Origin of the sequence: Maribacter sp. MMG018 (assembly GCF_018100785.1) — a bacterium.
Classification (GTDB): domain Bacteria; phylum Bacteroidota; class Bacteroidia; order Flavobacteriales; family Flavobacteriaceae; genus Maribacter.
This window is the reverse complement of the sequence record NZ_JAGJEC010000005.1, coordinates 86,527-109,868: the sequence shown is the minus strand read 5'-3', so window position 1 is coordinate 109,868 and position 23,342 is coordinate 86,527. Positions and strand designations below refer to the sequence as shown.

Here is a 23,342-nt window from a genome sequence, read left to right as displayed (position 1 = left end):
GCCTTTGGTAGATTTTTTTTTTGATTTTTTTAATTTTTATCTAAAAATGCACCCAAAAGTTTTTAAAATATCAAAATTTCAGAGCCAAACCTAGACCTCTGTCGGACGGAACCAATCTGTAGCTCGTTTTACCTAGGCTATCATTGTATTCTAAAATAGCATTCTTCTTGTTCTTATTCGACAAACAATAGAATATAGAACCTATTACGGCCGTACTGGCAAAACCAATAATAGGAGCGGTCGTTTCTTTATCTCCTCCTTCGTTTACTAGATACCAAATTCCGAAACCTAAATTTGCGGTGGCGGCGGCAAAGGTAACACCATACTGTTTTTTGGCCTTTGTCCAATATACTTCTGACGTAGGATTCGAATCCATGGCCATACCAAACTCTTTCCAGGTCATTTTCTCCTTATCCTTATAAAACTCATCTCCCCACATACCTTGAAAAGCAGTTATTTCTTGAGAATAGGTTTGTTGGACCGAAAACAAAAGGAAAGCGAACGTTGTAAGTAGAATTATCTTTTTCATAGCATTTTTGTTTAAATATAATTACAATTTATTAAACAAAATAAAAAGAAAACGTATTTAACAGCTTTTTAATAAGGCAGTTAAATCAAAATAGGCCTTATTTAAAGATCAAAGTTCCGTTGAAAATTTCCTCTACATCGATGGTAGCGGGACGATTATATGAAATAACATCGCCAGTACCGCGAATTATTCCAGAAATAGATTGCTGTGGGTTTACCAAAATATCATTGGTTCCCCTATGGTTAAGTTTAACATGTTGCGCAATCAGGTTTTCGGCCTCGATTCTTGAATCTCCGGCAGCAACGGTCAAATTTAGATTTTCTGTAGCTCCTTTCAGCTTAAAATAAGCGATTCCGTTTACCACTACATTTAAATCGGACAAGTCTACATTTAGATCAAACTCCCCATCCGTAGTTTCGGTTTCGGGATTACTATAACTTTCAGAATATAAGGTTAAGCTCGTATAAGAAAGTACCCCATCGCTACTTATAGGTAAGCCTGTACTACTTCTTATTTCATTAATATTCGGGGATGTTATATATACGGTGGTCACCCCATACTCTCTAAACAGGTTACAAGTATTTTCGTTTCTAAGAACCAATCGGTCTCCCTCCACTACTGCCGTTACTCCATCCAAAAGATACTCTCCCGTCTCTATTTCCACTTTCTGAGTATCGCCCTGTTTTAATACAACGGCTATTTCTTCAAAAACGGTAATCTTTTTAAAATCGGCTAGGGCAACTTCTGTTCTTACAATGTCTCCGACATTTTGAAAACAATCCGGGGCATTTTCAGAATTACATGAAGAGACGAATAAAGATACCGTCAAAAGCAAAACCAATTTCGCTACAAAAAAATTTCTATAATTATATTTCTTAGTTTTCGACATCTGAATATTACAATCTTATTCCTATTCCAAATTCTACTGCCTCCGCAGCCGCCCCATGTGACTTAAGGGTAACGGCCCCAAATATCTTATCACCAAAATAACGCTTTAACCCTATTCTGTTATACACCTTTCCCTCAAAATCAAAAGGATAATAAACATAGTAACCAAGCTGCGTTATTACCGACATTTTATTAATAAACAGTTCATGCCCCAAAAAGACACCGACCCTCTTATAGTCGTCATCAACATTTACATCCATCTCTGGAAAAGAAGTTGCCTGAAAACGTATCAACTCTTTTAAGAAATTAGAAAAAAACACATCCGTCCCTATCTGTATAGCGCTTTTTCTCCCTAGCCGCTTATCCGCATAGGCGGATACAATAAAAAAGCCATATTGCCCCATTCCTATAACATCACTTTCATTGACACCCCCTCTCAGTGCCAAGTTATACTTTATAGGTTCTATGACCTTTTCTCTATCGGTACTTTCTATGTACTCCACTTCATTTTCCCAATCTAGGGAATACGTTAGCCCTACATTTAAGGCCATGGTATTCGTAGAAGTGTTCGGCGCCCTAAAATTAGCATTCGAATAATGCATTAAGCTAACACCTGCCATTACCCCCAACCCCCTAAAAATATTCTCTTTATGATAATTAAACATCAAATAAGTGGAGCTTAAAACATCGGATCCATATGCGTTATTTCTAAAATTGGTCTCTTTATCATAGGGGTTTGTGCTATACGCAATACCCTGACCAATTCTAAGTTGAATATTTCTTTTAAGAAAGTAAAAGTTATAATGGGCATACACCCCGTACAAGTCCCCTAAAGTACTATTGTTCATATCTTGGTATATGAAAGAAATCCCATAGTCCGGGTAATTATACAATTCTTCCCACTCTTTAGACCCGTACGTTTTTCTACTATAACTGAGGATGACCCCACCAGGGTGGTTGGTTATAAGGTGTGATATATCGGGGTTGTGCAATAATACCGAACCATAAAACTGGTTCACATCAAGCGTATATCTTTTAATCTCTTCTTGTTCTTGGGAAAAACACAAAACTCCGAAAAGATATAGGGGCAAAAAAAACTTTAAGTTCATGGACGACAAAATTAAGAAATAAGAGCTACCTCACTTTATAAAGGTTCAACAATTCGCTTGTATGCACTTAAAATACTTCTTTGGCGATGGCCTTTATATTATCCGATTTACCCATAGAGTAGTAATGCAATACGGGAACCCCAGCCTCTTTCAACTCTTTAGATTGTTGAATGGCCCATTCTATACCCACTTGTCTTACCGCTTTGTTGTCGTTACATGTATCTACCTCATCTATTAAATCTTGAGGTAGGTCAATTCTAAAAACCTGTGGCAATAATTGTAAATGCCGCTTTACGGCAATTGGCTTTATTCCGGGAATAATAGGAATATCTATACCAATGTTTCTGGCCGCCTCTACAAACTCAAAATACTTTTTATTATCAAAAAACATTTGGGTAACCACATAGTCCGCCCCTGCATCTACTTTCTCTTTCAATCTTTTTAAATCAGATTGTAAAGAAGGGGCCTCCAAATGCTTTTCAGGGTAACCCGCCACACCTATACAAAAATCGGCATGGTTATCAGATTCAATAATTTCATGTAAATATTTTCCCTTGCTCAGGTTTCTGATCTGTTCCACAAGACCTTTGGCATAACCATGTCCTCCTTTGGTAGGCTGAAAGTACTTCTCTTCCTTCATGGCATCTCCGCGCAAGGCCATCACATTGTCTATTCCCAAATAATGACAATCTACCAAAACATATTCCGTTTCTTCTTTGGTAAAACCTCCACATAGCAAATGCGGAACCGTATCTACCTGATATTTATGTTGAATGGAAGAACAGATACCCACCGTACCCGGACGCATACGGGTAATCTTCTTATCTAAAAGTCCCTCTTTATTTATATACACATATTCTTCCCGAGAGGTGGTTACATCTATAAAAGGAGGCTTAAATTCCATTAAGGGATCTATATTATCATAGAGTTCCTTAATACTTTTTCCTTTTACGGGCGGAATAATCTCGAAAGAGAACAGGGTTTTTCCCTCGGCTTTCTTTATGTGGTCTGTTACTTTCATTTATGCTGAAATTGTTTCAGTAGCTACTTATTATATACGTCTTGTTTTATGAACGGCCCTATCACTTTATTTCTTTGCTCTAAAAACTAAAAAATATAATCGGTAATGCCTCATTATAATTAATCCTCAACTATATTCGGCGCTAACCATTTACGGGCTTCATCCAAAGGAATTCCTTTTCTATTGGCATAATCGGACACTTGGTCTTCCTTTATTTTTCCGAGACCGAAATACTTAGCCTCCTTATTGGCAAAATAATACCCAGAAACAGCTGCTGACGGCCACATAGCGAGACTATCGGTAAGTTTTACCCCTATATTTTCCTCGACCTTTAGCATTTCCCAAATGGTCAATTTTTCTAAATGATCAGGGCATGCAGGATACCCTGGGGCAGGCCGTATACCTTTGTAAGATTCTTTTATCAGGTCTTCGTTACTTAAATCCTCATCTGCGGCATACCCCCAATACTTTGTTCGGACCTCTTTGTGCAAATATTCCGCAAAGGCCTCTGCCAAGCGATCGGCCAACGCTTTTACCATTATAGAATTATAGTCATCCAATTTTTCTCGATACTCTGCCGCCAACTCTTCGGCACCAAAACCTGTTGTTACACAAAAAGCCCCTATATAATCTTGAACGCCACTTTCTTTTGGGGCTATAAAGTCTGCCAAGGCATAATCTGGCACCCCTTCTTTTCGCTTTAATTGTTGACGTAGGGTTCTAAAAATATAGGTGTCGGCAACATCACTGTTTGGTTCTACTACCGAGACTTCTATATCATCATCGTTTATCGTATTTGCCGGAAATAGACCAAAAATACCTTTTGCCTTCAATAGTTTTTTAGATAGAATTTCTTGAAGCATATTCTGGGCGTCGGCAAATAATTCGGTCGCCTGTTCCCCAACCACCTCATCGGTAAGTATATCCGGGTATTTACCATGTAATTCCCAACTTCTAAAAAAGGGAGTCCAATCTATAAAGGGCACTAACTTTTCTAAATTCTCATCTTCTATAATATGTGCCCCTAATTCGTTCGGCCTAGAAATTTCAGAAGTTTTCCAATCTATTTTAAACTTATTGTCCCTTATCTGTTGAAGCGTTTTATATTCTTTTTTCACAGAGCGTTTTAAAAACTTCTCCCTAAAAGAATCGTATTCTTCTTTTATTGTTTTTTTATACTTGTCCGATGTTTCTTTCTGCAACAAATCACCCACCACGGTAACGGCTCTAGAGGCATCGTTTACATGAACAACAGCCTCACTATACTGAGGGTCGATTTTCACGGCGGTATGGGCCTTACTAGTTGTAGCACCACCTATTAACAAAGGAATCTTAAAGTTCTTACGTTCCATTTCCTTTGCCAGATGCACCATTTCGTCCAATGACGGGGTTATAAGTCCGCTCAGCCCAATAATATCCACCTTATGAGCTATGGCCTCCTCTATTATTTTTTCTGGCGGAACCATAACACCAAGATCTACGATCTCATAATTATTACAGGCCAAAACAACACTTACAATATTCTTGCCTATATCATGAACATCGCCTTTTACAGTGGCCATAAGTATCTTACCCGCACCTTCGGAATCACCTTCTTTCGGATTCAGCAGTTTTTCTTCCTCTATATATGGCAATAGGTATGCAACCGCTTTCTTCATCACCCTTGCGGATTTGACCACCTGCGGTAAAAACATTTTACCACTACCAAAGAGATCCCCCACTACGTTCATTCCTATCATCAAGTGGCCCTCGATTACCTCAATGGGTTTATCGGCAGCTTGCCGAGCTTCCTCAACATCTTCTTCTATATACTGGTCTATCCCTTTTACCAACGCCCTTGTAATACGATCTTGCAAGGGCTCTTCTCGCCAAGACAAATCTACCTTACTCTCTTTTGCCTTTCCTACGACCGATTCCGCAAAATCCAACAAACGCTCCGTAGCATCATCACGCCTGTTCAATATAACATCCTCTACATGCTCTAAAAGGTCCTTCGGAATATTATCATAAACCTCCAACATCGTCGGATTTACGATCCCCATGTTCATACCCGCCTTAATTGCATGGTAAAGAAATACGGAATGCATGGCTTCTCGAACAGGATTATTTCCCCTAAAGGAAAAAGAAACATTACTTACGCCTCCACTAACACTGGCATAGGGCAAATTTTCTCGAACCCACTTTGTAGCCCTTATAAAATCAAGAGCATTTAATTTATGCTCGTCCATTCCTGTTGCGACAGGAAAAATATTTAAATCAAAAATGATATCCTCTGCAGGAAAACCGACTTTATTTACCAGAATATCATACGACCGTTTAGAAATCTCTATACGGCGCTCATAATTATCTGCCTGCCCTACTTCATCAAAAGCCATGACAATAACCGCCGCCCCGTATCTTTTTATCAGTTTGGCATGGTGTATAAATGCCTCTTCACCTTCTTTAAGGCTAATTGAATTTACAACACACTTCCCTTGAACCACCTGTAGGCCTGCCTCTATTATTTCCCATTTAGAACTATCTATCATAATGGGTACACGGGCAATATCTGGCTCGGCAATAACAAGGTTCAAAAATTTGACCATGGCCTCTTTACCATCGATCAAACCATCATCCATATTAATATCGATAATTTGGGCGCCATTTTCCACTTGATCGCGGGCCACATCCAAAGCTTCCTCAAATTTCTCTTCCTTAATAAGACGCAAAAACCGCTTAGATCCGGCTACGTTGGTACGCTCACCGACATTAATAAAGTTACTTTCTGGAGTAACCACCAAAGGTTCCAGGCCACTTAACCTTAAGAATTTTGTTTTTGTTTTTTCCATTTATAACTGTTCCACCAATATGGGTCTGGGAGAATAACCCTTCACTAAATTAGCTATTGCCGTAATATGCTCGGGGGTGGTGCCGCAACACCCTCCAACAATGTTTACCAAGCCTTTTTCTACATATTCCTTCATCTGTGCGGCCATCTGTTCCGGTGTTTCGTCATACTCACCAAATGCATTGGGCAGCCCTGCATTAGGGTGGGCAGAAACCGCATGTTCACTTTTTGTGGCCAATACCTCTAAATGCGGTACCAACTGGCTTGCCCCCAAGGCACAATTAAAACCTACCGACAAAATAGGAATATGCGAAATAGAAATTAAAAATGCTTCCGCCGTTTGACCGGACAAAGTTCTTCCGGAGGCATCGGTAATGGTTCCGCTCACCATAACGGGCACTTCTATGTTTCTTTCTTCTTTCACCTCTTCTATGGCAAACAATGCCGCTTTGGCATTCAAAGTATCAAAAATGGTCTCTACCAAAAGTAAATCGGCACCACCGTCCAATAAAGCCTCCGCCTGTTCCTTATATGCCACCCGTAGTTCGTCAAAAGAAATTGCCCTAAACCCTGGATCGTTTACATCGGGGGACATGCTGGCAGTTTTATTGGTAGGCCCCATACTACCGGCTACAAAACGTGGTTTATTCGGTTCTTTTTGGGTGAATTCATCCGCTACCATTCTTGCAATTCTGGCCGACTCATAATTAAGTTCGTACACCAATTCCTCCATATGATAATCCGCCATTGCGATCGTCGTACCCGAAAACGTATTTGTTTCTACAATATCGGCCCCGGCCGCAAAATATTTACGATGCACGTCAGCAATGGCCTTTGGTTGGGTAAGGGACAACAAATCGTTATTGCCCTGTAACGGGTACTCCCAATCCTTAAAACGCTCTCCCCTAAAATCTTCCTCGGTAAACTTATAGCGCTGCAACATGGTACCCATGGCACCATCCAATACCAGAATACGCTCTTTTAATATATCTTGAATCTTTTTCATTTTTTTATCCCCTTACCAAATCTTCCCTAACAATAAAATCATGGTTCTATGCAAACCTACGAACAACTACCAAGCAAAGGAATAAATACAGGCGACCGCCTCTCTTTGTTATCTGCCCCAACAAAGTGGGATAGAATGTAGCACCTTCTTTATAAGAAAAGGGTTGCCAAGGTTTCACCGGGTCTATTCCCTCCGCCTTTCTTGATAACTATTTCAATGTTTAAATGAACTTGCGCAAAGTAACGGCTCTACCTTTTTAAAAACAAATTAAACGTTTCTTTTTATCACTTTGCTATTAGACAAAAACCTCATAATCAACAAGAATATGAGGTTTTATGTCAAAAAAATAAAATCTTTAGGCAATACTTTGAACTACCTCTTTCTTTGCTTCTTTTTTTGAACCATCAAATCCTTCTACACCACCAACAGTGGTATATTTCATTACATATCGTTTTCCGGGATTAACTATTTGATAGGCATACTGACACATGACCGCAGCTTCATGAAAACCTGATAATATCAATTTTAACTTACCTTCATAGGTGTTTACATCCCCAATTGCAAAAACTCCCGGCAGATTGGTTTGATAGTCTTTTGCATTATTTACCTTGATGGCATTCTTTTCTATTTCCAACCCCCAGTTCCCTATAGGTCCTAATTTTGGGGAAAGCCCGAACAATGGTATAAAATTATCTACAGGCAAATAAGTTTCTCCCTTTTCGGCATCGTTGTGTTTAATTACCACCGCCTCTAACTTTTCGTCCCCGTAAAGCTTCTTCACCTCAGCTTCTGTAAATAGTTTTATTTTTCCCTGTTTGGCTAGTTCAGATGCTTTTTCAACAGAGTCCAAGGCACCTCTAAATTCGTTTCTACGATGTACTAAAGAAACCTCTGAAGCAACATCTGCCAAAAATATGGCCCAATCCAAGGCAGAGTCACCACCCCCGGCAATGACTACCTTTTTATCACGATACACCTCTGGGTCTTTCACCATATAGGCAACACCCTTATCCTCAAAGTCGGCAATATTGGCAATGGGCGGTTTTCTTGGCTCAAAAGACCCCAGCCCACCAGCTATTACCACAACAGGAGCTTGATGCTGTGTACCTTTATTGGTTGTTACCACATAAGAACCGTCTTCTTGTCTGTCTAACTTTTCGGCTCGTTCGCCCAAGGTAAAACCTGCTTCAAAAGGCTTTATCTGCTCCATTAGATTATCTACCAAAGTACCTGCCAACACCTCTGGGAATGCCGGAATATCATAAATGGGCTTTTTCGGATAAATCTCTGAGCATTGTCCACCGGGTTGTGGCAAGGCATCTATTAAATGACATTTCAGTTTTAGCAATCCGGCTTCAAAAACGGTGAACAATCCTGTAGGTCCCGCACCTATTATCAATATATCTGTCTTTATCATATGTTCTGACTTAATTCTAATTGTTTATCCCTAATTATTCGTATCATTTTTTCTCTATGTGCCACGACCTCACCGATAATAATGATGGCAGGATTGGCCAACCCCTCTTCATCTACAATACGTACAATACTATCAATGGTTCCGACCCCGATTTTTTCATTTTCCCTAGTTCCATTTTGGATGATGGCTACCGGCGTCTCCCCTTTTCCTTCCGCCTTGAACAAGCCAACGATTTGAGACAGTTTTGACATCCCCATTAAAATGGCTACGGTGGCATTGCTTTTAGCGGCCAGCGCTACATCTTTTGATAATCGGTGGTCTTTTGTAGTGCCCGTAATCATCCAAAAACTTTCGGAAGCACCTCTTTTGGTAACAGGTATGTTTTGGTACCCCGGAACACTAAGACCAGAAGATATTCCTGGCACCATGGCCACCTCCAGCCCTTTTGATGCCGCATATTCCATTTCTTCGGCACCACGACCAAAGACAAAGGGATCTCCCCCTTTTAACCGTACCACATGACCGTACGAATGGGCCCTTGAGACGATAAGTTCGTTTATTTGGTCTTGCTGATAGGCATAACATCCTTTTCTTTTTCCAACAAAAATCTTTTCTGCATGTGGAGCATACTGCAACAATGCATCATTCACCAAAGCATCGTAAAGCACCACATTGGCATTGTTTAATGCTTTTATGGCCTTTATCGTAATTAATTCTGGATCTCCGGGACCTGCGCCTACAACAGTCAATTTAGCAGGGGACACCTTACAGCTATTTCTAAATTCCATACGTTATGCTTCTGCCAATTCTTGTTTTCTAAATTTTTCTACAGATTCTAAAAATGTTTTAGCCTCTTTTAAATAGGATGCCGCAAAAGCTTCAGAAGGTTCGTTCTTGTTTAACTGCAACACCATATTCTCGAACCCACCAGTGACAGAAATTCTGCCATCCGCAACGAATTTTTCATCAAAATCCTTGATAATACGGGCATGGGTGTTCACTTTAGCTTTTTCCGATGTTAACATTGCCTTTGCCGAATTTACCATAGAGGTGTAGGCATAATAAATACTGGCGGCCCATTTTCTCTCTTTAAACTTTTCTTCCGCCTGTTGAATTTTCTCTTCGCTCTCAAAAAGAAGGGTAGCGATTAAATCTATTACCACACCGGCACATTCTCCAATACCGATCGCCTTTTCATAACGCTCTTTGTTTCCCCAATCAATAAAATCTTCGGGTTTTAAATCGTCCACATTAGACAAATGGGTCAGTAGATCATAGAAATACATTTGTCCTTTTTCGGCATAGTAGTCCGAAAACGCCCTTCCGTTTCCATTGGTCTCAAAATCGTTCAAAATTAGTCGTAATGCTTCCGGTCCTCTCTTACTGGGCACTTTTACGACCTTATCAGCAAATCTACCTTGACCGTTACCATCATTACTACCCCCCAATAGCACTTGAAGTGCAGGTGCCACCAATTTATCCTTGGTTCTGACGGACATCCCTTGAAAACCTATATTGGCCATATTGTGCTGCCCACAGGCATTCATACAACCACTGATCTTTATAGTTACATCCTCATTACTTACATATTGAGGATATTCTGCCTTGATAACTCTTTCTAACTCTTCCGCGATACCCGTACTACTTGCTATTCCCAAATTACAGGTATCGGTACCTGGACATGCGGTTATATCCAATGCCTTATTATAACCCGCTTCCACAAAGCCCAATTTCTTTAATTCCGTATAGAAAAAAGGAACCAGCTCTTTTCGTACATATGGTATCAATATATTTTGCCTTAACGACAAACGAATTTCCCCTGCCGCATATTTCTGAACCAAATCTGCCAACAACCTTGCCTTATCGGTATAAAAATCACCCAACAACACTTTTATTCCGATCGCTACAAAACCTTTTTGTTTTTGAGGTACCACATTGGTGCTCTTCCATGTCAAAAATTCTTTTTCATCGGATATGGAAACTTCTGGGGCCTGCGCTTTTGAAACGGTCACTCTTGGGTAACTATCGGCATCTATAGGAAAACTTTCGAAAGGCACTGCCGTTTTTTCCTTTGCCAACAACTCTTTAAAAGCTTCTAAACCAAGGCCTTTCAACAAAAATTTCATTCTGGCCTTGGCCCTGCTCTTACGTTCACCATATCTATCGAACACGCGAACCACGGTTTCCATTAAAGGAATGATCTGGTCTGCGGGCAAAAATTCATAAAGCACATCGGCATGCCTTGGCTGTGAACCCAAGCCACCACCCAACATTACCTTAAAGCCTCTTTCCCCTTGTTGTATTTTGGCTATGAAACCCAAATCGTGCATGTAGGAAAGTCCTGTATCGGCGTCACTAGCAGAAAAAGAAACCTTAAACTTACGGCCCATTTCTTGACTTATCGGGTTTCTTAAAAAATATTGAAACAAGGCATGGGCATATGGCGAGACATCGAAAGGCTCGTCCACATCTATACCGGCAGTTTCGCTGGCAGTAACATTTCTAACCGTATTACCACAGGCCTCCCTTAGGGTAATGTCATCTTTCTCCAACTCTGACCACAACTCAGGTGTCCTGTTCAGATCTACATAATGTATCTGAATATCTTGTCTTGTAGTAATATGCAACCTACCCCTAGAATACTCATCGGACACATCACAAATACGGTGCAATTGTTTAGAGGTTACTTTACCGTACGGCAATTTAATGCGTATCATTTGAACCCCTTGTTGGCGCTGACCGTATATTCCCCTTGCCAAACGTAGACTCCGGAATTTTTCATCATCCAATTTTCCACCATGAAACTCATGGATCTTACGTTCCAGCTCTAAGATATCCTTTGCCACAACGGGATTTTCTATTTCTGTTCTAAAACTTTGCATACTTACTACCTGTTAAGTGCCTTAATAACCTAGTTAACCTATAGAATTAATATGTTATTAAAACATAAAAATCAAGATCTCGATTGCGACACGCATTATTAATTACCTTTTTAACCTATGAAACCTGCCCCCACCGTGTTATTGGATTGTGTGTCGATCAAAATAAAAGAACCATTTGTTCTGTGATCTTTGAACTTATCATAAAAAATAGGCTTGTTCAATTTAAAACTTACCTGGGCTATATCGTTCATTCCAAGGGCATCGGTTTCTTTATCTATCCCTGAATAGTCCGGCGCTATTTTATGGTGCACCTGATCCACTTTGGCCAATACCTTGTTTACACCATGTTGCACTATATACTTTTTACCTGCCGACAGCGGCTGCGAATCCATCCACGAAATAGTGGCCGTAAATTGTTTTTCAATGGTCGGCAAGTCCCCTGCTTTCACCAACATATCTCCCCTACTTAGGTTTATCTCATCTTCTAAGGTTATTGTCACGGACGATCTTCTAGATGCCGTTTTATATTTTTTGTCGTAAAAATAAATCTCCTTGATCTTTGATCTGGTCTGTGAAGGCAGTGCAACCACCTCATCCCCCACACTTAACTCACCCCCATAGACCTTACCGGCAAAACCACGGAAATCATGATGCTCCTCCGTTTTGGGCCTAATTACATATTGCACGGGAAAACGTGGGGTACCTACATTGTACACATCCTTTCTGTCCAATACCTCAAAATGTTCTAAAAGGGTCTGCCCCTTGTACCAAGGTGTTTTTTCCGATCTGTTTACAACGTTATCACCTTTTAGGGCACTTACGGGAATAAACGTGATTTTTTGATCTTGATAATCCCTTTTCGCCATAAGTTTTTCAAAATCAGATTTTATGGCATTGTAGGTTTCTTCAGAATAATCGACCAGATCCATTTTGTTTATGGCAACTACCACATCTTTTATCCTTAACAGATTATTGATGAAAAAATGCCTGTTCGTCTGTTCGATCACTCCTTTTCGTGCATCTATCAAAATAATGGCCGCCTGCGAGGTAGAAGCTCCGGTAACCATGTTACGGGTATATTCCACATGACCGGGAGTATCCGCAATTATATAACTCTTTTTAGCCGTTGAAAAGTAAATATGAGCCACATCTATAGTAATACCTTGCTCACGCTCGGCCACAAGACCATCGGTAGCCAAAGAAAAATCCAAATAATCATATCCTTTTTGTTTACTTGTTTTTTCAATGGCCTCTAATTTATCGGAGGTCAAAGATTTGGTATCATATAATATTCTTCCGATCAAGGTACTCTTACCATCATCTACGCTACCTGCCGTTGCTATTTTTAGTACATCCATTTTTTTCTTTCTCTTCGGTTATTTACTAAAAGTATCCTTGTTGTTTTCTTTTTTCCATTGCTGCTTCAGATCGCTTATCATCGATACGTGCACCGCGTTCAGAAATAGACGAATCCCTTATTTCCTCTACGACCTTGTCTATACTAACGGCATCTGAAAGTACGGCCGCCGTACAGGACATATCGCCCACGGTACGGAAACGCACCAATCGCTCTTCCACGACCTCATCCTCTTCCCTATACACAATATCGTCCTCTGCAGACCATATCATACCATCCCTTAAGAAGGTTTTACGTTTATGTGCGAAATAGATCGACGGGATTTCGATTTCCTCTTCTTTTATATAGGACCACACATCTAGTTCTGTCCAGTTTGAAATAGGAAATACACGTACGTTCTGGCCTAATTCTATTTGTCCGTTCAACATATCGAACAATTCCGGACGTTGGTTACGTTCGTCCCACTGACCAAAATCGTCCCGTACAGAAAAAATACGTTCTTTTGCCCTAGCTTTTTCTTCATCACGACGGGCACCGCCGATACATGCATCGAACTTAAATTCTTCGATAGCATCCAATAAAGTTGTGGTCTGCAAAGTATTTCTACTGGAATATCTTCCGGATTCTTCTTTTACCTTTCCTTGATCGATAGAGTCCTGTACATTACGCACAATAAGCTCTAGACCTAGTTCTTTTACCAACCGATCCCTAAACTCAATGGTCTCCGGAAAATTGTGTCCCGTATCAATATGCATTAATGGGAAAGGAATTTTGGCAGGCCAAAACGCCTTTTGTGCCAAACGCACCAATGTTATAGAGTCTTTTCCTCCAGAAAAAAGCAATACAGGTCTTTCAAATTGTGCCGCTACCTCTCTAATTATATAAATGGCCTCATTCTCAAGTGCATTGATGTGGGACGTATTTTCGTTAAGATCTACCTGCACTTTCGGTTCTTTTAATTCCATGCTTATTTTTTATTATGTATGCAATCCACACTCTCTATTTTCCAATACTTTGGTGGGATCAAAATAATTATGTTCATTCGGAAGGTCATGCTTCCTTAAATAGGCATCCAATTGGCTATCGCTGTAGTGATAGAACGGACTTACCTTTAAAACACCATCTTTACTCAGGCTTAAAATATCTAGACTATCGCGCAAGGCGGTCTGTCCCTTTCGTAGATTCGTAAACCATACATCTGGCCCGTGCTCTTCCATTGCCCTAGAAAAAGGCTCCAGTTTCACTTGCCTGGTAAACTCTGCATGCCTTGGATCATCTATCAAAGGAATACCCATTACGGCATCTCTATGAGCCGAAGTTTGTTTGGGCACGTACAATTTAATGTTCAGCTTTAATCTATCTATTAGCTCCTCGGCATGCTTATAGGTTTTTGGGGTATTATATCCGGTATCGCACCATATTACAGGTATATCTTTGCTTACTTGCGTAACCGCATGTAAAATAGCTACCTCATAAGGTCTAAAATTAGTGGTAATCACCGGTTTATTTCCATACTTAACGGCCCACGAAATTATTTCTGCGGGCGGAATACCCTTAAATTGGATATTCAGTTGTTTGATCTGTTCTTCTGTCAACGCCATTTCTTTTTCTTAATAAATTACTTGCCCCATTTTACCAGGTTCCACGCTCTTTCATGAAAAAAGTATAGCACCATTTTTGTCACAAAATCTATAGAAGCGATTGAAGCTGCTATAGAAATCTTTCCGGTGAGTATATATGATATCAACAAAGTATCTAACGTACCTATAACCCTCCAACTAAATGCCTTTACTATACTGCGAATCGGCTTTTCCGATTTTTTATCGTTGGCATAGTTTGTTTTTGACGTCTTTTTATCTAAAATAAGTTGATCTACAATCATGTTTTAGTCTAAATTTAATACCCTACTGATTTAGTAGGGTTTTCAAAAGTAGTACAATAATTTTATCTAAGACAAATAAATTTCTCAAAAAATTAATTTACCCTATAGATTTAATAGATTATTAACAAATAACAGTTTAAACTCAAGTTTTCTAAAAAAAACCATGACCATAACGTTGAATAAGCAATGAGGGCTACTCAGTTGCAATGATGTCTTTTAGGGTGTTATTCCTATACACCTCCAGAGCACTATCACGTACCTGCAACATAAGTTTATGAACAGAACATGTTTTTTCATCCGGGCAATCATCACAGCTCTCGTAGAAATTAAGACTAACACAGGGCACCATAGAAATAGGGCCTTCTAATACCCTCATAACATCTGTCATTGATATTTCCTCCGGTTTCTTAAGCAGATAATAACCGCCCCCTTTTCCTTTTTTAGAACCCAAAAAGCCGGTTTTTCGCAGACTCAACAAAATACTTTCCAAAAACTTCTGGGAAATATTTTCCTGTTCTGCGATTTCTGCAATCTGAACAGGCTTATTATCCTTTTGGGAAGCAAGATAGGTCAATGCTTTTAATCCGTATTTTGTCTTTTTCGAGAGCATGCCGCTAAGATAATTAAAATAAGCCGTTCATCACTTCAGAGAATCCGCTGCGCCCTTTATGACGAACAAAGTTGACATTACAAAAATAATACCTTCCAAATATTTTCTTTATAAAAAGAACCTATCAAAACCTGTAACCTTACTACAATATCAACTTACACCCCAACTACCACTACCCTCTAAAAAAATCTATCACAAAAAACCCACAAAACCACCTGACAACCAGTTAATTGAACAGTTTCCTACAAACACCTGATATGTATGAAACGGACAGACTGTTAAATATTTGTTATCAACCTTAAAATGTTCTACTTACACCTTTTCTGACATTGAATAAATCATTACTTTCAACATAATCATCAACTCACATCATATTATGGCAAATTTCAGCATAAAAATCAATGGAAAGACCCAAGAATTAGAGGTTGACGGCAGTACCCCTATGCTTTGGGTGCTCCGAGACCATTTAAACTTGGTCGGCACCAAATACGGTTGCGGTATAGCCCAGTGCGGTGCATGCACCATACATCTAGACGGCAATGCGGTACGTTCTTGCCAATTGCCAGTATCGGCAGTAGGCGAAAAAGAGATCACTACCATTGAAGGGCTCTCAGAAAATGGTGATCACCCTGTTCAAAAAGCATGGTTGGAAGAAGACGTATACCAATGTGGGTATTGTCAAGCAGGACAAATTATGAGCGCATCCGCCTTACTTAATCGAAATCCAAATCCTTCCGATAGTGAGATTGAAGACGCCATGAACGGAAATATATGCCGATGCGGTACCTATACCAGAATAAAAAAGGCCATAAAAACAGCCGTTGCCTCCGATAATGCCTCATAACAACCTTAAAACAAAGAAATGACACTCATAAAAACATCATTTAACAGACGATCTTTTCTCAAAAGCACCACCTTGGCAAGTGGCGGTATGCTACTTGGCTTTAGTTGGTTGGCATCTTGTAAGGGCAAAACGGAAGCTGAACTAATGCAAATGCCCAAAGAATGGTTCGACATCAACGGGTTTTTAAAGATCGGCGATAATGGGATCGTGACCATTATGTCTCCAAACCCAGAAATTGGCCAGAACGTAAAAACGGCCATGCCCATGATCGTTGCAGAAGAACTCGACATTGCCTGGAAAGATGTTATTGTTGAACAGGCTCCATTGAACACCGATATTTTTAAAAGACAATTGGCAGGTGGTAGCCAATCTATCAGGGCCGGATGGCAAAGTTTACGTATGGCGGGGGCCACGGCCAGACATATGTTAATTGCCGCAGCCGCAGAAGCATGGCAAGTGCCAGCAAAAGAAATTACGACAAGTAACGGGGTATTAACACACGAAGCTTCCGGTAAATCTGCCAACTATGGAGAAATGGCTTCCGCTGCCTCTCTTATGGAAATTCCGGAAGAAGTGGAGCTAAAAGACCCGAAGGACTTTCATATAATTAGCACGGACAGAAAAAATGTAGACGGACTAAAGATAGTAACCGGAAAACCCCTCTTTGGACTAGACCAAAAAGAAGAAGGTATGCTCACCGCCATGATCATTCATCCTCCGGCTTTTGGATACACCTTTAAATCTCTGGATGCAGAATCGGCAAAAGCAATGCCAGGCATAAAAGACGTTTTTCCTATTGATGTATACCCAGAAGGAGTAGAAAAACAATGGTCCGATGGAGGTGGTATTGCAAAATTGGTGGCCGTTGTAGGTGAAAGTACTTGGCAATGTATGCAAGCAAAAAAGGAAGTAAAAGTGACTTGGGAAAAACCGGACAAGTTAGAAAGTACGGCTACATATGAAGAAGCACTTACCGAATTATTGGATACCCCGGCAAAAGCCCCAGCCCGTAAAGACGGTGATTTCGAAAAGGCCTTTAAAGGTGCTGCAAAGGTAATTGAACGTACCTACAGCGCTCCCTTCTTGTCACACAACACTATGGAGCCGATGAACTTTTTTGCGGATGTAACCGCTGATAAAGCAATACTTAAAGGCCCCATTCAAACTCCTGAGTTTTTAGAAAAAACCCTGGCTTCGGTATTGAATATGCCCGTTGAAAACATAGATATTATGATGACCCGTATGGGCGGTGGTTTTGGCCGTAGGCTTTATGGTCATTTTGGTGTTGAGGCGGCCGTAATCTCCAAAAAAGTACAAGCCCCCATAAAATTGGTCTATACCCGCGAAGACGATATGACCCAAGGCACCTACCGCCCTGCATATAAAGTTAGGTTTAAGGCTGGCTTGGATAATGACAACAACCTCATCGCTTGGTATGTTAAAGGGGTGGGCACCAATGATGATTTAATTTTTGAAAACAGGTTTCCGGCTGGGGCAGTACCCAATTATTTGGCCGAAAAAGACATGCTTCAAACACAAATTACGACCGGTGCATGGAGAGCGCCAAGGTCTAACTTTATTGCTGGTGCAGAGCAGGCGTTTATGGACGAAGTAGCGGAAATGGCCGGTAAAGACCCTATAGATTTTCGTTTAGAATTATTTGAAAAGGCAATTACAGCACCCGTTGGCGACCCCAAGACAAACGATTATGACCCTGAACGGTATGCCGGTGTGCTAAAATTGGTAAAAGAAAAATCTAATTGGAACCAAAACAATGGCGACAAAGCCAGAGGAGTATCTGCCTACTATTGCCATAATTCTTATGTGGCGCAGGTATTGGAACTTACCATGGACAGAAATAAACCGAAAGTGGACAAGGTTTGGTGTGCGGTTGATTGCGGTATAGTAATTAACCCCATAAGTGCCAGAAACCAAATAGAAGGTGGTATCATAGATGGTATAGGCCATGCCACCTACAGTCAAATGACCTTTAAGGACGGAGCACCACAGCAAGAAAATTTTGATTCCTATCACTTAATAAGAAATCAAGAAGCCCCCAAAGAAATCGAAACTTTTTTTGTTGATAACGGTATAGATCCAACCGGTTTGGGAGAGCCTTCTTTACCTCCGATAATAGGAGCTTTGGCAAATGCCATGTACAAGGCAACCGGAAAACGTTTTTACAACCAACCATTTATTTTAGAAAAAGAAGTGGTCGGATAAACCTTTATTATTCTTAACAGAACACAACAAGGCTTCCTAGAACAACGGAAGCCTTGTTATATATTTATCATACCATTATTAGGAGGTATTCTGATAAAAACGAGCGCTATTTTTAGAACCTTGAATATGCGAATTAAAAAAGGCCCCACTTTCGCAAGACCTTTCAAAAACTTTTCAGATATATGGTTCTAGCCCAAGGCCTGATCTATATCGGCAATAATATCGTCTATATGTTCCAAACCTACAGAGATACGCACCATACCTTCACTAATACCCGAAGCGGCACGCTCCTCTACGGACAGTTTACTGTGCGTAGTAGATGCCGGATGGGTCACAATACTTCTTGTATCACCTAAATTGGCAGAGAGCGATAAAAGTTTAATGGCATCAAAAAATTTCCGCCCGGCCTCAAGCCCTCCTTTTACCTCAAAGGCAACCACGCAACCGCCTGCCTTCATCTGTTTCTTGGCCACTTCATATTTAGGATGCGATTTTAAGAATGGATATTTGACCCAGTTTACCTGATCGTGCGTTTCTAAAAACTCTGCCAATTTTAAGGCGTTTTCACAATGGCGATCCACCCTTACCGCCAAGGTTTCCAAGCTTTTGGACAACACCCATGCATTGAACGGAGAAATGGCCGGTCCGGTAATTCTTGAAAAGCGGTATACCTTATCTATCAATTCTCTTTTCCCGACCGTGATACCCGCTAAAACACGACCTTGACCATCCATTAGTTTTGTTCCTGAATGAATCACTAGATCTGCCCCAAATTTTATAGGTTGTTGCAGGTATGGCGAAGCGAAGCAATTATCTATTACCAAAAGTACATTGTGCTTTTTCGCTATTTTCCCCAATACTTCCAGATCCAAAATATCTACTCCTGGATTGGTCGGCGTTTCCGCATATATCAATTTAGTGGAAGGGGTAATCAAGGCATCTATACTATCTAGATCATTGATATCAAAATAACTATGCGATATATTCCATTTTGGAAAAAAATTATTGAACAACGAATGTGTTGAACCAAAAATACTTTGTGCGGACACTACATGGTCACCACTATTTAATAAGGCTGCCAGGGTAGAGAACACGGCCGCCATACCCGAAGAAAAAGCAAAACCATCTTCGGCACCTTCCATCTGGCACACTTTTTCTATAAACTCCGATGAATTAGGATTGGAGTAGCGAGAGTAAATATTACGTTCTTTTTCCTCTGCAAAGGAAGCCCTCATATCTTCGGCATCCTCGAACACGAAACTTGAAGTAAGGTACAAGGGAACGGAATGCTCCAAATTTTCACTTCTTTTTAGTTGTGTTCGTATGGCCTTGGTCTCAAATTTTTTCATACTAACTTTTTTCTGCAATTCTTAATACATCACCGAATACGCCTCTGGCCGTTACCGCAGCACCCGCTCCGGCACCTTGAATGACCAAAGGATTTTCCCCGTAAGACTCCGTATATATTTCTATAATGGAATCTGAACCTTTTACCTGCCCCAAGGCACTTTCTTTGGGAACGGAAATAAGTTTCACCTCTAAAATACCTTTTTCTTTTTGCAGATCACCGTGCAAATCACCTACATACCTTAAAACATGATCCGCTTTTTGGCGCTGTTTAATCTCATTGAATTTTTCATCCAATACTTCTAGATTGCCCATAAAAGATTCAATACTTCCTTCTTGCAATGTAGGCGGAATCAAATTTTGAATCGATATATCAGAAAACTCATTGCTCAGATCCAACTCTCTTGCCAAAATCAACAGTTTTCTCCCTACATCGTTACCAGATAGGTCTTCACGTGGATCTGGCTCGGTAAACCCTTGTTGTTTTGCGTCTTTCAAAATAGACGAAAACGTGGCGCTACCTTCCGAAAAAGTATTGAAAATATAACTTAACGACCCAGAAAACACCCCTTTGATCCGGGTTATGTTCTCACCTGATAAATGCAGTAACTTAATGGTATCTATCAATGGCAACCCTGCACCAACATTGGTCTCATAAAGATATTGTTTTTGATGTTTAGACAACTCTTCACGCAACAATTGGTAATAATCGAACCCAAGGGTATTGGCTATCTTATTAGAAGAGACCACATCAAAACCATTTTCTACAAAATCAAAATAATGTGCTACAAAATCTTCACTCGCCGTGTTATCTACCACGATCAAATTTTCTAGGTGATTGTTTTTTGCAAATTCAATAATATCTTTAATAGAATAAGACCGTCCCTCTTCTTTTATTGCGGTCCTCCAATTGCCGGCAACTCCATTAGCGCTCAACAGCACTTTTCTAGAATTGGCGATAGCAAAAACACGTAGATCGATGCTTTTTCTCTGTTCAATACTCTGAGCGGATTCCAAAACTTGATCGATCAGGGTGCCGCCTACATTCCCATGTCCAAAAACCGCCAAGTTTACCTTTTTACTAACTCCGAAAATCTGACCGTGCATTACGTTTATGGCCTTGGTCAAATCTGACTTCTTCACGACCAAACTCACATTCTTTCCAGAAACCGTATTGTTGAACAATAACGGAACGATCTGGTTTTTTATAAGCGCATTGAACGGTTTATGAAAAGTACTCAAATCTTGTCCTACCACAGAAATAACAGAAACATCGGCGACTACTTTGATCATATTGATGTCTTGCGACTTAAAATCGCTCGAAAATTCGTTTTCCAAGGCTTTTTTGGCCCTGTCCGCCTTGTCACGGTTTACTACTAAACCAATTCCCCTTTCGGACGACCCTTGAGAAATAATGCTCACACTTATATTAATTGCCTCTAGGGTCTTAAAAATTCTCGCATCTACACCAACTTTTCCCAACAGCCCCCTGCCCTCTAAATTTATCAAGGCCACATCCTCTATAACAGAAATAGACCTAATACCTTCTTTGCTAGATTTGGCACTGATCAAAGTACCCTCGTTATCGTCGTTGTAGGTATTTAGAATACGTAAGGGAATATTCTTTTCTATTAACGGAATAATGGTTTTCGCATGTAGAATGGTAGCGCCAAAATTTGCCATTTCATTTGCCTCGGCATAACTTAGGTTGGCTATACGTTTCGCTTCTGCCACATAATCGGGGTTTGCCGTAAATATGCCATCTACATGGGTATAGTTCTGTAATTCATCGGCATCTATAAAATTGGCCAGCAATGCTGCACTATAATTACTTCCATTTCTACCTAAAGTAGTGGTCTCACCGTCTTCGGTGGCCGCTATAAAACCTGTAATCACGGGAACGGCATCATGTGGAAGCTCCGCAAACCTTAACAACACCTTCTCTTTCGAAATATGCTCCAGAACTTTGGCGTCGCCAAAATTGGCATCGGTAACGATCAATTCCCTTGAATCTATAAAATGGGCATTTACACCTTTACCTATCAATAATTTGGAAACCAATTTTGCGGAAATCAGTTCGCCATGGGCCATAACCTCATCTTTTATCTTGGCACTATAATCACCAAGCAACGAAACTCCTTCGAACAATTTTGCCAATGCCTTGAACTCTTTGGAAAGACTTACATTGCCATAGGTATGTTTTTGATACTTTTCCAAGGCTATAAAATCATCCATATAAGGTTCTCCTTTCGCCGCCTTTTCCAATATATTTTCCAATTGGTCGGTGGCTTTTTCCCTTGCCGACAATACCACGGCAATGTTTTCGCCAGACTCTACCTTGGAGGAAATTACATCCAATACACGCTCTAACCCCTCTCCATTGCTCAATGATTTACCACCGAACTTCAACACCTTTACCCTTCTAGATTTTCCGTTGGTATTAAAGATCGAATGCAGCAATTTTTCCATTTGCTCAAATTCTATCAAAAAAGCATCATGCCCATGTAGCGATTGTACTTCGCCATAGGTTACATTGCTATTGGCCTGCGCCAATTGCTTAAAGGTGTCCTTGTTTTCCTTTGCCGTAAAAAACAGATCGGAGTCTACCCCGATAATATGAATATTGGTATCGCTATTTTGCAGATCGATAAAGTTCTCGTCTCCATTACGGGTAACATCTATCGTTTTCAACAACTGATTCATTAATTTATAAGCGGATAATTGAAAACGCTCCTGTAATTTTTCCCCATGGTGCATTAACCAACTTTCTACATTGAACACCTGAAGCTCTTCGTTGGTACTTCTTTTAAAACGCTCTTTAAAAGATTCTGGGGTACGATAGCATAGCATGGCATGCATACGTGCATCATGAACCGGTTGTTTGGAATTTACCAAAAACTGCTCTTGGATCTGGCAATTGGCGATAAGCCAATCAGTAGATTTCCAATCAGATGCCACTGGCACCAAGTGCTCTGTTAAATTAGGATCTAATGCCGCCATTTCCCATGCAATACCACCGCCCAAAGACCCACCTATAATCGCAAAAAGCTTTTTTATCTTTAATTGCTCTAAGCCCAAAAGAAAAATACGGGCCATATCACCGGCAACAAAATCTTTATAATTTTCAATTACGAACGTATCATAACCATTGCCCGGAATATTAAAGCACAGCACTGTATACTTCTTCGTATCAATGCACTTTTCATCTCCAATAAGGGCCGACCACCAACCACCTTCACCAGTAACGTTAGAGTTTCCGGTCAAAGCATGATTTACCAAAATAATGGGTGCCGTATGCAATGGAGCCCCAAATAATTGATAGGAGAGTTCTATATCTTGTGTTACTCCAGAAAGAGTGGCAAAATTTTCTATTTTAAGGTGATGTAGCATAAGATGCCAA

At 40.3% G+C, this 23,342-nt stretch carries 18 protein-coding genes and 1 riboswitch; of the genes, 2 read left to right on the top strand and 16 right to left on the bottom strand.

The annotated features are described in order from the left end of the window. Positions 1-70: 70 nt before the first annotated feature. The 14 genes from J8L85_RS16440 to J8L85_RS16375 form a co-directional block, all read right to left on the bottom strand. Positions 71-529, bottom strand: a complete 459-nt coding sequence (locus J8L85_RS16440) for a hypothetical protein (protein ID WP_211019123.1) — start codon at positions 527-529, stop codon at positions 71-73. A 97-nt stretch (positions 530-626) separates the two neighbouring features. Continuing rightward, positions 627-1,418 carry a head GIN domain-containing protein gene (locus J8L85_RS16435; protein WP_211019121.1) on the bottom strand — a complete coding sequence of 264 codons (792 nt, stop codon included), beginning with the start codon at positions 1,416-1,418 and terminating at the stop codon, positions 627-629. A 7-nt stretch (positions 1,419-1,425) separates the two neighbouring features. Beyond that, complete coding sequence (locus J8L85_RS16430) at positions 1,426-2,526, bottom strand: acyloxyacyl hydrolase (protein WP_211019119.1); 1,101 nt, start codon at positions 2,524-2,526, stop codon at positions 1,426-1,428. 67 nt (positions 2,527-2,593) lie between these two features. After that, positions 2,594-3,547 (bottom strand): methylenetetrahydrofolate reductase [NAD(P)H], encoded by a 954-nt coding sequence (gene metF / locus J8L85_RS16425; RefSeq protein WP_211019118.1) that lies wholly within the window; start codon positions 3,545-3,547, stop codon positions 2,594-2,596. Positions 3,548-3,666: 119 nt separating this feature from the next. Further along, on the bottom strand, positions 3,667-6,375 hold the full coding sequence (gene metH / locus J8L85_RS16420) for a methionine synthase (protein WP_211019116.1): 2,709 nt from the start codon (positions 6,373-6,375) through the stop codon (positions 3,667-3,669). Further along, entirely contained in the window at positions 6,376-7,380 is a 1,005-nt protein-coding gene (locus J8L85_RS16415; RefSeq protein ID WP_211019114.1) for a homocysteine S-methyltransferase family protein, read from the bottom strand. Between the two features lie 105 nt (positions 7,381-7,485). Then, a riboswitch (SAM riboswitch) is annotated at positions 7,486-7,591 on the bottom strand. A 144-nt stretch (positions 7,592-7,735) separates the two neighbouring features. Continuing rightward, positions 7,736-8,797: an NAD(P)/FAD-dependent oxidoreductase gene (locus J8L85_RS16410; protein ID WP_211019112.1), complete on the bottom strand. Its 1,062-nt coding sequence runs from the start codon at positions 8,795-8,797 to the stop codon at positions 7,736-7,738. After that, positions 8,794-9,585 (bottom strand): uroporphyrinogen-III C-methyltransferase, encoded by a 792-nt coding sequence (cobA, locus tag J8L85_RS16405; protein ID WP_211019110.1) that lies wholly within the window; start codon positions 9,583-9,585, stop codon positions 8,794-8,796. Before cobA ends, J8L85_RS16410 begins: the two co-directional genes overlap by 4 nt. 3 nt (positions 9,586-9,588) lie before the next feature. Next, positions 9,589-11,679 carry a HEPN domain-containing protein gene (locus tag J8L85_RS16400; RefSeq protein WP_211019108.1) on the bottom strand — a complete coding sequence of 697 codons (2,091 nt, stop codon included), beginning with the start codon at positions 11,677-11,679 and terminating at the stop codon, positions 9,589-9,591. A 110-nt stretch (positions 11,680-11,789) separates the two neighbouring features. Beyond that, positions 11,790-13,037, bottom strand: a complete 1,248-nt coding sequence (locus J8L85_RS16395) for a GTP-binding protein (protein ID WP_211019105.1) — start codon at positions 13,035-13,037, stop codon at positions 11,790-11,792. A 25-nt stretch (positions 13,038-13,062) separates the two neighbouring features. Further along, positions 13,063-14,001 (bottom strand): sulfate adenylyltransferase subunit CysD, encoded by a 939-nt coding sequence (cysD, locus tag J8L85_RS16390; protein WP_211019103.1) that lies wholly within the window; start codon positions 13,999-14,001, stop codon positions 13,063-13,065. 12 nt (positions 14,002-14,013) lie between these two features. Continuing rightward, positions 14,014-14,637: a phosphoadenosine phosphosulfate reductase family protein gene (locus tag J8L85_RS16385; RefSeq protein ID WP_211019101.1), complete on the bottom strand. Its 624-nt coding sequence runs from the start codon at positions 14,635-14,637 to the stop codon at positions 14,014-14,016. A 17-nt stretch (positions 14,638-14,654) separates the two neighbouring features. Continuing rightward, a complete protein-coding gene (locus J8L85_RS16380) occupies positions 14,655-14,918 on the bottom strand; it encodes a DUF2061 domain-containing protein (protein WP_211019099.1) in 264 nt (87 codons plus the stop codon). A 193-nt stretch (positions 14,919-15,111) separates the two neighbouring features. Further along, positions 15,112-15,528 (bottom strand): Rrf2 family transcriptional regulator, encoded by a 417-nt coding sequence (locus tag J8L85_RS16375; RefSeq protein ID WP_211019097.1) that lies wholly within the window; start codon positions 15,526-15,528, stop codon positions 15,112-15,114. Positions 15,529-15,904: 376 nt separating this feature from the next. Here J8L85_RS16375 and J8L85_RS16370 point away from each other — a divergent pair, with 376 nt between their 5' ends. Both J8L85_RS16370 and J8L85_RS16365 read left to right on the top strand, forming a co-directional pair. Beyond that, on the top strand, positions 15,905-16,372 hold the full coding sequence (locus J8L85_RS16370) for a (2Fe-2S)-binding protein (protein WP_211019095.1): 468 nt from the start codon (positions 15,905-15,907) through the stop codon (positions 16,370-16,372). An 18-nt stretch (positions 16,373-16,390) separates the two neighbouring features. After that, positions 16,391-18,595, top strand: a complete 2,205-nt coding sequence (locus J8L85_RS16365) for a molybdopterin cofactor-binding domain-containing protein (protein ID WP_211019093.1) — start codon at positions 16,391-16,393, stop codon at positions 18,593-18,595. 188 nt (positions 18,596-18,783) lie between these two features. Here the strand turns inward: J8L85_RS16365 and J8L85_RS16360 are convergent, their stop codons facing one another. Beyond that, positions 18,784-19,944 (bottom strand): aminotransferase class I/II-fold pyridoxal phosphate-dependent enzyme, encoded by a 1,161-nt coding sequence (locus J8L85_RS16360; protein ID WP_211019092.1) that lies wholly within the window; start codon positions 19,942-19,944, stop codon positions 18,784-18,786. A gap of 1 nt (position 19,945) precedes the next feature. Next, positions 19,946-23,332, bottom strand: coding sequence for a bifunctional aspartate kinase/homoserine dehydrogenase I (thrA, locus tag J8L85_RS16355; protein WP_211019090.1), 3,387 nt, complete (start codon positions 23,330-23,332; stop codon positions 19,946-19,948). Between the last annotated feature and the right edge of the window lie 10 nt (positions 23,333-23,342).

Excerpts from the sequence above, each read along its gene's own strand:
- J8L85_RS16440 (WP_211019123.1), bottom strand. The coding sequence starts at position 529 with ATGAAAAAGATAATTCTACTTACAACGTTCGCTTTCCTTTTGTTTTCG.
- J8L85_RS16435 (WP_211019121.1), bottom strand. The coding sequence starts at position 1,418 with ATGTCGAAAACTAAGAAATATAATTATAGAAATTTTTTTGTAGCGAAA.
- J8L85_RS16430 (WP_211019119.1), bottom strand. The coding sequence starts at position 2,526 with ATGAACTTAAAGTTTTTTTTGCCCCTATATCTTTTCGGAGTTTTGTGT.
- metF (WP_211019118.1), bottom strand. The coding sequence starts at position 3,547 with ATGAAAGTAACAGACCACATAAAGAAAGCCGAGGGAAAAACCCTGTTC.
- metH (WP_211019116.1), bottom strand. The coding sequence starts at position 6,375 with ATGGAAAAAACAAAAACAAAATTCTTAAGGTTAAGTGGCCTGGAACCT.
- J8L85_RS16415 (WP_211019114.1), bottom strand. The coding sequence starts at position 7,380 with ATGAAAAAGATTCAAGATATATTAAAAGAGCGTATTCTGGTATTGGAT.
- J8L85_RS16410 (WP_211019112.1), bottom strand. The coding sequence starts at position 8,797 with ATGATAAAGACAGATATATTGATAATAGGTGCGGGACCTACAGGATTG.
- cobA (WP_211019110.1), bottom strand. The coding sequence starts at position 9,585 with ATGGAATTTAGAAATAGCTGTAAGGTGTCCCCTGCTAAATTGACTGTT.
- J8L85_RS16400 (WP_211019108.1), bottom strand. The coding sequence starts at position 11,679 with ATGCAAAGTTTTAGAACAGAAATAGAAAATCCCGTTGTGGCAAAGGAT.
- J8L85_RS16395 (WP_211019105.1), bottom strand. The coding sequence starts at position 13,037 with ATGGATGTACTAAAAATAGCAACGGCAGGTAGCGTAGATGATGGTAAG.
- cysD (WP_211019103.1), bottom strand. The coding sequence starts at position 14,001 with ATGGAATTAAAAGAACCGAAAGTGCAGGTAGATCTTAACGAAAATACG.
- J8L85_RS16385 (WP_211019101.1), bottom strand. The coding sequence starts at position 14,637 with ATGGCGTTGACAGAAGAACAGATCAAACAACTGAATATCCAATTTAAG.
- J8L85_RS16380 (WP_211019099.1), bottom strand. The coding sequence starts at position 14,918 with ATGATTGTAGATCAACTTATTTTAGATAAAAAGACGTCAAAAACAAAC.
- J8L85_RS16375 (WP_211019097.1), bottom strand. The coding sequence starts at position 15,528 with ATGCTCTCGAAAAAGACAAAATACGGATTAAAAGCATTGACCTATCTT.
- J8L85_RS16370 (WP_211019095.1), top strand. The coding sequence starts at position 15,905 with ATGGCAAATTTCAGCATAAAAATCAATGGAAAGACCCAAGAATTAGAG.
- J8L85_RS16365 (WP_211019093.1), top strand. The coding sequence starts at position 16,391 with ATGACACTCATAAAAACATCATTTAACAGACGATCTTTTCTCAAAAGC.
- J8L85_RS16360 (WP_211019092.1), bottom strand. The coding sequence starts at position 19,944 with ATGAAAAAATTTGAGACCAAGGCCATACGAACACAACTAAAAAGAAGT.
- thrA (WP_211019090.1), bottom strand. The coding sequence starts at position 23,332 with ATGCTACATCACCTTAAAATAGAAAATTTTGCCACTCTTTCTGGAGTA.